This window comes from Humidesulfovibrio sp., assembly GCF_035560995.1.
GTDB lineage: Bacteria > Desulfobacterota > Desulfovibrionia > Desulfovibrionales > Desulfovibrionaceae > Humidesulfovibrio.
In genome coordinates, this window is sequence record NZ_DATMYK010000201.1 from 1 (window position 1) to 11,818 (window position 11,818).

Below are 11,818 nucleotides of genomic sequence, written 5' to 3' on the forward strand. Positions count from 1 at the left end.
GCCCCGGCCATGACCAGACGCATGGCCGCGTCCTGGGACTCGGCCAGGCCCTGCTCGAAGAGCAGCAGGTCGGCGCGGAGCTTCGGGGCCTTCTTGGCCACGCGCGCGCCTACTTCTTTGCCAGGCCCAGGCGCGCCACCACGTTCTGCGCGGCCTGCACCACGTAGTCCTTCTCGGCCAGGCGGGCCTTGTCCTCGGGCTTGATGACGAGTTCCGGGCGGTTGGCCAGCTCCGGCTTGGGGGTCACGCCGAACTCGGCCGGGAAGGTGTTCTCGAAGTACATTTCCTGGAAGCCGATGAACTTCAGGTGGTGGGCCGTGGCGTCCAGCACCAGGGTTTCCTCGGGCGTGACGAGCCCCAGTTCCTTGGCGCGCTTAGCCCCGGCCAGGCATTCGCCGCCCTGGGTGCAGGCGATGTGCCCGTGGCGGTTGGCCTCGATCATGGAGTCCATGATCTGCTGCTCCGTCACCTGGATGACCTGGAAAGAGCCTGCGCCGCCGATGGCTTCGTACTTTTCGGCAAAGTGCTTCACGCGCGGGAAGGAGACCGGGTTGCCGATCATGGCGGCCTGGGCCACGCTGGGGGTGACGGTCACGGCCTTGAACTCGCGCGCGCCCGCATCGGCCGCGTAGTAGCGGTACACCGGGTCCGCGTGGTGCGACTGCACGCCGAACACGCGGGGCAGGGTCTCTATGACGCCCAGGGCGTGCAGTTTGAGGAAGCCGCCCATGATGGCCGTGATGTTGCCCGCGTTGCCGATGGGCACGAACACGCACTTGCCCTTCATGTCCCAGTCGTACCACTGGGCCACCTCAAAGGCGTAGCTCTCCTGGCCCAGTATGCGCCAAGCGTTCTTGGAGTTGAGCAGGGCCACGCGGTAGTTGTCGGCCAGGTGCTCCACAACCTTCATGCAGTCGTCGAACACGCCGGGCACCTCGAGCACCACCGCGCCGCTGCCCAGGGGCTGGGCCAGCTGCTGGGGCGTCACCTTGCCCGCGGGCAGGATGACCGCGCTTTTCACCGCGCCGCCCACGTAGGAGGCGTAGAGGGACGCGGCGGCGCTGGTATCGCCCGTGCTGGCGCAGATGGCCAGGACTTCGGTCCAGCCCTTGCTGCGGATGAGGGACTTCAAAAAGCTGAAGGCGCAGGCCATACCCCGGTCCTTGAAGCTGGCGCTGGGGTTCTGGCCGTCGTTCTTGTACGCGGTCTTCAGGCCCAGATCCGCGCGCAGGGCGGGCGGGGAGTCCACGATGGGCGTGTTGCCTTCGCCCAGGTACAGGATGTCGTCTTCCTCCAGCACCGGAGCCATGAGCTCGTAGAAGCGGAAGATGCCGCGCAGGGCCGGGTTCTTGCTGGCCGCGCGGGCATCGAAGATGGCGCGCCATTCGGCGGCGCTGGTCTTCTTGAGCTGGTCGAAGGTGGTGTCGGTGAGCAGGAACACGCCGTTGCAGGTGGGGCAGGTGTAGTGCAGCTCATCGATGTTGAAGCGCGCGCCGCAGCCAAGGCAGACGTATTCCATGTGGCCGCGATACGTGGGGAAAGCGGTGGCGGGGCAGGTGCTGGTGGACATGCGGAAGTCTCCTTAAGGGATCTTGTGGCGCGCTAGGCGGCCGGACTGATGATGTGTGCGACGCTCATGACGATGATGGCGGCCCCGGCGGCGGCCTTGCCGACCAGGCCCAGACCGCGGCCCCAGAAGGCGCCCCAGGCGGCCTGCGCTGCCTTGTGGGACGATTCCTGGCGCAGACGCTCCACTGCGAAGCAGCCCACCCAGGCCCCGAAGAGCGCCCCGGCGATGCTGCCCAGGCCCAGGCCGAAGGGGGCGCCCAGGACGGCCCCGGCGATGGAGCCCACAATGCCGCCGAAATTGCCCGCCCCGCTGGCTCCGCCGCGTTTGCCGCCAATGAGCTGGGCCGCGAACTCTATGGCCTCGCCCACCAGGGCCAAGAGGCCCATGCAGCCCACGAAGGTCCAGGTCATGCGGCCTTCCGGCCCGAGCCAGACGAACAAGGCCAAAACGCCCAACATGAGCCAGTTGCCCGGCAGGGACAACAGGTTGAGCCAGAGCAGGGCGAAGAGGACCAGGCCGAGGCCCAGCCCCAAAATCAGGTTCATTCCTTGCCGCGAAGGTCCACCACGCGCACGGCCTTGCCCTCACTCTTGGGGATGGAGTCGTGCTGCACCAGCTCCACGCGCGGGGTGACCAGGATCTCGTCGCGCAGGCGGGCGGCGATCTTCTTCTGCAGCGCGGTCAGAACGCGCATGTCCTCGACGAAGTAGTCGTCCTTGATCTCCACCTTCACGCGCAGCTGGTCCATCTCGCCCTCCTTGAAGAGCTCGATGATGTAGTTTTGCGCCACTTCCGGCAGGCTCATCAGGGCCTGCTCCACCTGCATGGGGTAGATGTTGCAGCCCTTGATGATCAGCATGTCGTCGGCGCGGCCGGTGATGCGGTCGAGCCTTCTGTGGGTGCGGCCGCAGGCGCAGTCGCCGGGGATGAAGCGGGTCAGGTCGCGGGTGCGGTAGCGAAGGATGGGCATGCCGTCGCGGCAGAGCGTGGTCATGACCAGCTCGCCCACCTCGCCCTCGGCCGCGTCCTCGCCGGTCTCGGGGTTGATGATCTCGACGATGTAGGCGTCTTCCCACACGTGCATGCCGGCCTGTTTCTCGCACTCGAACGCCACGCCGGGACCGTTCATCTCGGTCATGCCGTAGGAGTTGAAGGCCTTGAGGCCCAGGAGCTCCTGGATGCGTTGGCGAGCCTCCTCGGTGTGGGGCTCCGCGCCGATGAGCGCGAAACGCCAATTGAGGGACTTGGGATCAATGCCTTCCTGGTGCAGGAAGCTGGCGAAGTGCAGGGCGTAGGAAGGAATGATGTGCACCCCGTCCACCTTGAAGTCGCGCAGGAGTTTGAGCTGCCGCTTGGAATTGCCCGCGCCCGCGGGCACGGTGAGAAGGCCCAGGCGCTCCGCGCCGTAGTGGATGCCCAGGCCGCCGGTGAACAGGCCGTAGCCGCTCATGTTCTGGAACACGTCGCCCTTGCGCAGGCCCACGGCGTACATGCAGCGCGCCACAAGCCCGGCCCAGGAGTCGAGGTCGTTCTGGGTGTAGAAAATCGCTGTGGGCGTGCCCGTGGTGCCGCTGGAAGCGTGCAGGCGCACGTACTGGTCCATGGGCTGGCACAAGAGGCCGTAGGGATAGTTGGCCCGCAGGTCGTCCTTGGTGGTGAAGGGGATCTTCTTGATGTCCGCAGGGGAGTTGAAATCATCCGGGCTGAGGCCGAGGGCGCCCAGGCGGCCGGAATAGAACGGGGAGCGCAGGCAGGTGGCGATGGTGCGCTTCAGGCGCTCGGTCTGCAATTTCTCAAGGGATTCGCGGGCCAGGGCCTCTGCGGCTTCGTAGTACATCTCTCCCCCTCATGAAGCGGTTCTGGTGTCCTTGGTCGAAAGCGGCTAGCTGGACGTGAAGTATTCGGAAGGGTACGCCATTGTGTTGAGATTTTCAAACCGGCTGTACTGCTTCTTGAAGAAGAGCTCCACCTCGCCCACGGGGCCGTTTCGCTGCTTGCCGATGATGATCTCGGCCACCCCGGCCTTGGGGTTGCCTTCTTTTTTGTTATACACTTCATCACGATAGATGAACATGATCACGTCGGCGTCCTGCTCGATTGCGCCGGATTCACGCAAGTCGGAGAGCATGGGGCGCTTGTCGCCGCGTTCTTCCACCTTGCGGTTGAGCTGCGAGAGCGCGATGACCGGGATGTTCAGTTCCTTGGCCAGGGCCTTGAGGTTGCGCGAAATGTCGGAAATTTCCTGCTCGCGGGAGTCGATGTCGCGGCTGGCGCGCATGAGCTGGAGGTAGTCAACGACCACCAGGCCCAGGTTGTGCTCGCTTTTAAGGCGCCTGCAGCGGGCGCGCAGCTCCATGGTGGAGAGCGCCGCCGTGTCGTCCACGAAGATGGGCGCAGTGGAGATGATGTTGGCCGCGTCGTACAGCTTGGCCCAGTCCTGGTCGTCGATGCTGCCGCGGCGCAGGTTGGTCTGGTCCACGCGGCCCTGGCAGCACAACAGGCGCATCATGATCTGGTCCATGGACATTTCCAGCGAGAACACCGCCGTGGGCACCTGCACCTCTCCCTTGGTGGCGGCATTGAGGGCCAGGTTGAGGGCGAACGCGGTCTTGCCCATGCTGGGACGGGCCGCCACGATGATCAGGTCGGAGTTCTGCAGGCCCGCGGTCATCTCGTCCAGCTTCTCGTAGCCGGTGGTGATGCCGGTGACCAGAGCCTGCCTGCCCACGCGCTTTTCCAGCTCCTTGAACACGCGGTCCACCAGTTCCTTGCCGGTGTGGACCGTGGTCTTGGAGCGCACGTCGGAAATTTTGAAGATGGACTGCTCGCTCTGGTCGAGCAGGCCTTCCACATCCTGGGAATCGTAGCAGTTGCCGATGATTTCGCTGGCGGCCTCGATGAGGCGGCGGGCAACGGCCTTGTCGCGCACGATGCCGGCGTGGAAGATGGCGTTGGCCGCACTGACGGGCGAGCTGGCGAGCTCGGCCAAGTAGACGGGCCCGCCGATGGAATCCAGCGCCTGGTTCTGGTTCAGGTATTCGGTGACGGTGATGAGGTCCACGGGCGCGTTGCGCGAGTAGAGGTCCTCAAAGGCGCGGAAGATGAGCCTGTGCGCGGGGGAGTAGAAATCATCGGAGCGCACGACGTCCACCAGGGAGTGGAACAGCGTGTTGCGCAGAAAAACCCCCCCGAGAACCGCCTGCTCGGCTTCAAGGTTCTGGGGGGGGACGTTCCGTGAGAGAGCGGCGGAGGCCCGTTCAAGGGCCTCCGCGCCATCATCTCGGGAGTCGCCCGGGCTACGCCTCGGGCTGCTGTTCGGGTGCGATTTCCTGCTGGCCATGCTTGATCACGCGGAGTTTGAGTTCGCCGGTGACGTCGGGGTGCAGGTGCACATCGACCTCAAACTCGCCCAGGGCACGGATGGCCTCGGGCAGCTCGATTTTGCGGCGGTCGATGTCGATTCCCTGAGCGGCCAGAGCATCGGCGATGTTCTGGGCGGTGACGGAGCCGTACATCTTGTCGCCTTCGCCCACGCGGACCGTGATGACCACGGTGGCGGCGGCGATCTTGGCGGCCAGATCGGTGGCCTCGGCGCGCAAGCCGTCGGCCTGGGCGGCCAGCTTCTTACGCTCCAGTTCAAATTGTTTCAGATTGGCGTCAGTGGCCTGCATGGCAAGACCCTGAGGAATCAAGTAGTTCCGCCCAAAGCCGGGCTTGACCGCGACGATGTCCCCCAGGCGCCCCAGGGTGTCAACGTCGGCGCGCAAGATGAGTTTCATGTCATGCCCTCCTAGACGGTCTTCTTCTTGACGTCCGTGCTGTGCACGGTGGTGTAGAACAACAAGGCCATCTGCCGGGCGCGCTTGATCTCGGTGGTCAGGCTGCGCTGATGCTTGGCGCAGGTACCGGTGATGCGGCGGGCGATGATCTTACCACGCTCGGTGATGTAGTCGCGCAGGATGTCCGGGCGCTTGTAGTCGAGCGGCAGGTTCTTGTCCGCGCAGAAGCGGCAGAACTTTCTTTTGGGGGTGAATTTCTTGCGGAACGCCATGATCTAGGCCTCCTCGGTGCTGGGCGCGGCGGCGGGCGCTTCGTCCAGGCGGACAGTGACGAACTTGAACAGGCCGTCGGTGATGCGGATGTTGCGCTCAAGCTCGGCCACAACGGCGCCGGGGGCTGTGTAGTCGAGACGCACGTAGTGGCCGCGGGTCAGTTTGCGGACCGGGTAGGCCAGGGTGCGGATGCCCCAGTCGTCGACGAGGCCGATGGTGCCCCCGTCGCGCTCGATGATTCCGGTGAGGTTGCCCAGGATCTCCTTGCGGTTCTCCTCGGCCAGCTCCGGACTCATGAGCACAAGAGTCTCGTAGTGATTCAGCATGTGGTGCTCCTTTTGGTCTTTGGCCCTTCCCGCACAGGGGAAGAGCAAGGTAGAGGGGTGCTCTTACTTGCAAGAGCGCCCTCTGTCAAGCGTCATCGGATTTCTTGCAGTTCTCGGACTTCTCCCAGAGGTCCGGCGGCCGGGGCATTCAGCCCCGCAGGCCGAACTTCGGCAGCACCTTGCCCACGAACACGTAGGCCACGACGGCGACGGTGAGCAGGAAGCCTATGTTTTCCCACATGTCCGCCCCCTTACTGGTGTTTGTCCTCAGGTTTCGTGTCGTCCTTCTGCTCTTTCTTCACGTCCTGAGCCGGCGGCGTCCAGCCGCACTGCTTCTTGGGGCCTCAGCCCGCGCCGGGAATCAGCCGGGACATGACCACCCAGCCCACCACAACGGCAAGAAGAATCCAGATGCTCGAGTCCATAAACCCTCCGGCCATTGGCCGCGGTGCACGCGGGATTACACGCCCAGATCGCGTCCTGTGAGCAGGCGGTAAGCCTCCAGGTACTTGGCGCGGGTCTGGTCGATGATCTCCTGCGGAATTTTGGGCGCCGGGGGGCGCTTGTCGAACTTGATTTCTTCCAGCCAGTCGCGCAGGAACTGCTTGTCGAAGCTCTGCTGGCCGCGGCCGGGCGCGTAGTCGCTCATGGGCCAGAAGCGCGAGGAATCCGGGGTCAGCACCTCGTCGATGACGATGAGCTTCTCCTTGCCGCCTTCCTGCACCGTTCCGAACTCGAATTTCGTGTCCGCGATGATGATGCCGCGCTTTTCAGCATAATCCCTCGCGGAGGAGTAGATGCCGAGCGCCAGCTCCTGCGCCTTGCCCGCCAGTTCCGCGCCGGTGATGCGCATGGCCTCGGCCACGGAGATGTTCTCGTCGTGCGCGCCGAGTTCGGCCTTGGTGGAGGGCGTGAACAGGGGCTGGGCCAGCTTGTCGCTCTCGCGCAGGCCTTCGGGCAGCTTGTGACCGCACACGCTGCCGGTCTTCAGATAATCCTTCCAGCCGGAGCCGGTGATGTAGCCGCGCACGATGCACTCGATGGCCAGGGGCTTGGCGCGGCGCACAAGCACGGCGCGGCCTTCCAGCATGCCTGCGTGCGGGGCCAGCACCTTGGGGAAGTCCTTCACGTCCGTGGCCAGCAGGTGGTTCTGCACCTGGTCCTTGAACATCTCCATCCAGAACAGGGTGATCTGGTTGAGCACCACGCCCTTGTGCGGGATGGGGTCGTCCATGATCACGTCAAAGGCCGAGATGCGGTCCGTGGTGACGATGAGCAGGGAGTCCGGCCCGGCTTCGTAGATGTCGCGCACCTTGCCGCGCGAAAGCAGCGGAAGTTCCTTGATGTCCGTGGTGGTGACGCATTCCATAAAGATCTCCGTAACGTGCGGTTATTTGGTGTTCTTTTCCAGGCGGACTTCCACGCTGCGGGCGTGGGCCTCCAGGCCTTCCAGGCGCGCCAGGCGGGCGATCTTGCCGCCATTGCGCGTGATGTAGTCCTTTGACGTGGCGATGATGCTGGACTTCTTGCAGAAGCTCTGCACCGACAGGGCCGAGGAGAAGCGCGCGGTGCCCAGGGTGGGCAGCACGTGGTTCGGCCCCGCGAAGTAGTCGCCCACGGGCTCCGGGCAGTGATGCCCCAGGAAGATGGCCCCGGCGTTACGGATCTTGCCCAGGAGCGCAAAGGGCTCGTCCACGGCCAGCTCCAGGTGCTCCGGCGCAATGCGGTTCACCAAGGCGATGCCGTCGTCCAGGCTGTCCACCAGCAGCACGCCGCCCCAGTCTTTGAGGGCGCGGGCGGCCAGGTCGCGGCGCGGCAGCTTGGCCAACTGCGAGGCCAGGGCCGTGCGGATGCTTTCCGCCAGCTGTGCGGAAGTGGTGATGCACAGGGAAGCAGCCAACGGGTCGTGCTCGGCCTGGGAGAGCATGTCTGCGGCGATGTAGTCCGCATCCGCGCTGTCGTCGGCCAGGATGGTGATTTCGCTCGGTCCGGCGATCATGTCGATGCCGACCTCGCCCACCAGGATGGCCTTGGCCGTGGCCACGTAGATGTTGCCTGGCCCGGCGATGACATCCACCGGGCGGATGCTCTTGGTGCCGTAAGCCAGGGCGGCGATGCCCCAGGCGCTGCCCGCGCGGTGGACCTCGCTGACGCCCAGAAGCGCGGCAGTGGCCAAAATGTAGGGGTTCAGGGTCGAGTCCTTGCGCGGGGGCGAGATGACGGCGATGTCCGTTACGCCAGCCACCTGGGCGGGCACAGCGTTCATGATCAGGCTGGAGATGAGCGGGGTTTCGCCGCCCTGGCCGCCGGGAACGTACAGGCCCACGCGGTCAACCGGGCGCACCATCTGGCCCAGCACCGTGCCGTCCGGGCTGGTGGTGAACCAGGACTGCTCGGCCTGCCGGGCGTGGAAATCGCGCACATGGGCAATGGCCTCGCGCAGGATGTCCAAGTCGGCTGCGGGCACGCTCCCCAGCGCGGCCTTGATGTCCCTGGCGGGCACCTGGAAGCGGTCCGGGAGATCGGGGGCGTCGAACTTGCGGGTGTAGGCGCGCAGGGCCTTGTCGCCGTCCTTCTTCACGGCGGCGAGGATGGCGCGCACGGTGGCGCTGATGTCGTTGCCGGGGTCCTTGCGGCCGGAAAGCCAGCACAGGAGCGCTTCGGCGTTGAGCTCCGCGGGAACGCGGACGATGCGGCAGGGCATGTTGTGAACCTCTGGCTAGGGGATGTGCGCTGTTTCTGCGAACCTTGGATGCTAGCGGAAGCACCGCTAAAAGTCGAGGCCGCCTTGGTCCTGCGGGGGCGCAAAAAAGGGGCCAGGGCGTGCGCCCCGGCCCCCGTGTGGCTGATGCTGTGGTCTTGGCCTAGAAGAAGTAGTTCAGGCCCAGGCCAACCTTGGCCGCGTCGCCGCTGCTTTTGGCGGTGCGGATGGAGGCGGCGTTGGTGACGGCGGAAGCGCCCCAGGTGTTGATGTCGAAATTGGACTTGATGTAGCCCAGGTACAGGTACGCGGTCAGCTCGTCGTAGATCTTGTAGCGGGTGTTCAGGTCGACTTCCCACAGGGAGTCCTTGGTGGTGAGGAAGCCCGCGTACTTGACGCCGTTCAGATTCACGCTGTTGCGCAGGTATTCCGGATCATTGGTGCCGCGCGCATACAACAGGTTGAAGTCGTGGGAGAGCTTGTCGAAGAAAGTCATGTTCTTCAGCGAGATGCCGCCAGCCCAGTAGCCCAGAGTGAACAGGGTGTAGCCTGCGGGGTTGTTCATGGAACCAGCCAGTTCCAGGCGTTCGCCGAAGAAGAAGGAGCCGATGGTCCAGTTCTGCGGGATGCCGACAACAGGCATGCGGTTCGAACGGTCGGTGTTGCGGCCGGTTTCACCGGAGGAGTACACGAAAAAGGCTTCCGGGGTCATGTTGGACATCCCGGTGTAGTCGATGGCCAGGTCAGCCATCCAGCCGGCGCGGCCGCCGTCTTTGGTGTTGTTGAAGTAGTTGCTGTAGGTGGCTTTGCCGTAGTCGAAGTCGGCCATGACCTTGATGGGCAGTTCAGTCGGCGCCATGGTGAAGGCGGCGCCGCCCCAGTAGCCGCGCACGCCCTCGGACGAGGAAGCATTGGGCCCGGCAAGGCCCAGCAGGGCCACATTGTTCAGGTTGGAATTTGTCCCGGCGGACTGGTGCCCGGAGTACATGTACATGCCGAAGGGGGTGATGTTCATGGATCCGGCCTTGATGGGCAGGCTGGCGAACACCATGTCGGTGGCAGTGCCGGTGCCATTCAAGGATGCGGTGGAACCGAAATTGTTGCCATCCGAGGGACGGACGTAACCGGCGGTAAGGCTCACAGCATCTGTAAGAGGAGTGCTGACGACAAAGGCGGCAGCCTGGTCATCGAAAATCGGGCTGCCGCCGCCAAAGGCAGCAGGCAGGGTGATGATCTGGAAGCCGGCTTTGATGTTGGTGAGGGTGTTGGGCCACTTGTACTCGATGAAGCCCTGACGCAGCATGATGTTGCCTTCGCCCGCGCTGTAGGCGCCGCCGCCGGTGGTCGCGTTCGGGGTGCGGCCGGAGCTGACCTGGTAGAGGCCATTGCCCCAGTTGTTGGTGCCGATCTGGGTATCGAGCACGCCGCGGAGGTTCTCGTTGGCGGTGAAGACAAAGGCCGTGCGCAGCTTCTCCTCAATGGAGAAGTGGTTGTCTTGGCCCTTGTTGAAATTCCAGTTCTGGCGGCTTACCGCCTCCATCCACCAGTATCCTCTTGCCGTCAGCTCGGCCGCTTGAGCCCCGGTGGCCATAAGCAAAACCGTCAGTGCCGCTGCAACCAACAACTTAGATCGTGACATGCGTAAACACCCCTTCTCGCGGATATTTTAAACAAAACGTGATGTAAGTAAACACTCCTAACCGGATTTCCGTGCAAAATCAAGACGAAAATACGGTTTCCGTCTCCACTATGGACAAAACAAAGGGGCCGAGACTTTCGTCTCGGCCCCGGGGAAGCGTCAGGTGGTGTTCAGCAGCTTAGAAGCTGTAAGTCAGGCCCAGGGCAGCGCGGTAAGCGTTGCTGGTCAGCATTTCGTTGTTGCCGTAGTTGGCATTGACAACGCGCCAGGTGTCCTTGTCGATGTTGGCGTTGATGTAGCCGAGATCGAGCTGCAGGGACAGGGCGTCGTAGATCATGTACTTGTTCTGCAGGTCGATTTCGAACAGGCTGTCCTTGTCGGTCAGGTACACGCCGTAACCGGAGCTCATGCCGCTGGTGCGGTTGCGCTTCAGGGAATCGGCATCGTTCGTGCCCTTGGCGTACATGACGTTCAGGGTGTGGCTGAAGCCGTCGATGAGCTTGATGTCCTTCAGCGCGATACCAGTGGCCCAGAAGCCCATGGTGTTGCGGGTGCCAGCGCCGTTGGAGCCACCGGCGGAGGTGGTGTTGAAGCCGGTGATCATGTTGCGGTCGCCGAAGTAGAAGGAGTTGTTGATGCTCCAGCTCTGCGGGTTGCCCATGATCGGCATGCGGCCGTCCTTGTTGCCGTTGCCGTCGCCGGTGCCGGAGGTGTACACGTAGTACACTTCAGGGGTCATCATAGACAGACCGGTGTAGTCGACAGCGATGTCGGCCAACCAGCCCTGACGGCCACCCTTGTCAGCATTGGGGGCGCCCAGGGACCAGTTGTTGTAGGTGGCCAGACCGTAGTTGAAGTCAGCCATCACCTTGAAGGGCTCGAAAGCAGTCATGGTGAAGGCAACGCCACCCCAGTAACCGCGGGTTCCTTCGCCCTGGCTCACGCCGGCGCTCTGGAAGCCGATCTGGCTGGTGGCGCCGGTGCCGGCAGCGGCAGCCTGGCCGCCAGCGTACATGAAGGCGCCGAAGGGCACGATGCTGAAGCCCTTGAAGTAGTCGATGGGCAGGGCGAGGAAGCCGACGTCAGCGGAGGTGCCGTGGCCCTGGACGGCCGCGGTGGAACCGAAGTTGTTGGCGTCGTACGGGCGGACATAGCCGGCCAGCACCTTCACGCCGTCAACGATCGGGGCGCTCACGACAGCGGCGCCAGCCTGGTCGTCAAAGATCGCGCTGCCGCCGCCGAAGGCCGCGGGCAGGCTCAGGCTCTGGAAGCCGACCTTGAAGTTCACAGCGGTGTTGGGCCACTTGAAGTCGATGTAGCCCTGGCGCAGCATGATGTTGCCTTGGCCGGCGCTGTTGGCGCCGCCGGCGGTGGTCGCGTTCGGGGTGCGGCCGGCGCTGACCTGGTACATGCCGTTACCCCAGGTGTTGGAGCCGATCTGGGTGTCGAGGACGGCTTTCAGGTTCTCATTGGCGATGAACTGGAAGGCGGTGCGCATCCGCTGTTCAATGCGGAAGCTCTGGTCTTTGG

At 64.1% G+C, this 11,818-nt stretch carries 11 protein-coding genes; all 11 read right to left on the bottom strand.

Annotated features, from left to right (window positions below; translation table 11 throughout):
• Nucleotides 1–109: 109 nt before the first annotated feature.
• Nucleotides 110–1,570 carry a threonine synthase gene (gene thrC, locus VN419_RS07965; RefSeq protein WP_325646266.1) on the bottom strand — a complete coding sequence of 487 codons (1,461 nt, stop codon included), beginning with the start codon at nucleotides 1,568–1,570 and terminating at the stop codon, nucleotides 110–112.
• A 32-nt stretch (nucleotides 1,571–1,602) separates the two neighbouring features.
• The gene (locus VN419_RS07970; RefSeq protein WP_325646268.1) at nucleotides 1,603–2,115 is read right to left on the bottom strand and encodes a DUF456 domain-containing protein; all 513 of its coding nucleotides are present in this window, start codon (nucleotides 2,113–2,115) and stop codon (nucleotides 1,603–1,605) included.
• Nucleotides 2,112–3,407 carry a phenylacetate--CoA ligase gene (locus tag VN419_RS07975; RefSeq protein ID WP_325646270.1) on the bottom strand — a complete coding sequence of 432 codons (1,296 nt, stop codon included), beginning with the start codon at nucleotides 3,405–3,407 and terminating at the stop codon, nucleotides 2,112–2,114. Before VN419_RS07975 ends, VN419_RS07970 begins: the two co-directional genes overlap by 4 nt.
• A 45-nt stretch (nucleotides 3,408–3,452) precedes the next feature.
• Nucleotides 3,453–4,910: a replicative DNA helicase gene (dnaB, locus tag VN419_RS07980; RefSeq protein ID WP_325646272.1), complete on the bottom strand. Its 1,458-nt coding sequence runs from the start codon at nucleotides 4,908–4,910 to the stop codon at nucleotides 3,453–3,455.
• Nucleotides 4,867–5,349 carry a 50S ribosomal protein L9 gene (gene rplI, locus VN419_RS07985; protein WP_325646274.1) on the bottom strand — a complete coding sequence of 161 codons (483 nt, stop codon included), beginning with the start codon at nucleotides 5,347–5,349 and terminating at the stop codon, nucleotides 4,867–4,869. Before rplI ends, dnaB begins: the two co-directional genes overlap by 44 nt.
• Nucleotides 5,350–5,360: 11 nt before the next feature.
• Nucleotides 5,361–5,621: a 30S ribosomal protein S18 gene (rpsR, locus tag VN419_RS07990; RefSeq protein ID WP_325646276.1), complete on the bottom strand. Its 261-nt coding sequence runs from the start codon at nucleotides 5,619–5,621 to the stop codon at nucleotides 5,361–5,363.
• Between the two features lie 3 nt (nucleotides 5,622–5,624).
• Nucleotides 5,625–5,948 carry a 30S ribosomal protein S6 gene (gene rpsF / locus VN419_RS07995; protein WP_325646278.1) on the bottom strand — a complete coding sequence of 108 codons (324 nt, stop codon included), beginning with the start codon at nucleotides 5,946–5,948 and terminating at the stop codon, nucleotides 5,625–5,627.
• Between the two features lie 460 nt (nucleotides 5,949–6,408).
• Nucleotides 6,409–7,317 (bottom strand): phosphoribosylaminoimidazolesuccinocarboxamide synthase, encoded by a 909-nt coding sequence (locus VN419_RS08000; RefSeq protein WP_325646280.1) that lies wholly within the window; start codon nucleotides 7,315–7,317, stop codon nucleotides 6,409–6,411.
• A 21-nt stretch (nucleotides 7,318–7,338) separates the two neighbouring features.
• Nucleotides 7,339–8,652, bottom strand: coding sequence for a histidinol dehydrogenase (gene hisD, locus VN419_RS08005; RefSeq protein WP_325646282.1), 1,314 nt, complete (start codon nucleotides 8,650–8,652; stop codon nucleotides 7,339–7,341).
• A 160-nt stretch (nucleotides 8,653–8,812) separates the two neighbouring features.
• Nucleotides 8,813–10,288 carry an outer membrane homotrimeric porin gene (locus tag VN419_RS08010; RefSeq protein ID WP_325646284.1) on the bottom strand — a complete coding sequence of 492 codons (1,476 nt, stop codon included), beginning with the start codon at nucleotides 10,286–10,288 and terminating at the stop codon, nucleotides 8,813–8,815.
• 178 nt (nucleotides 10,289–10,466) lie between these two features.
• Nucleotides 10,467–11,818, bottom strand: a 1,352-nt coding sequence (locus tag VN419_RS08015; protein ID WP_325646286.1) for an outer membrane homotrimeric porin, incomplete at its 5' end; no start/stop codon positions are given.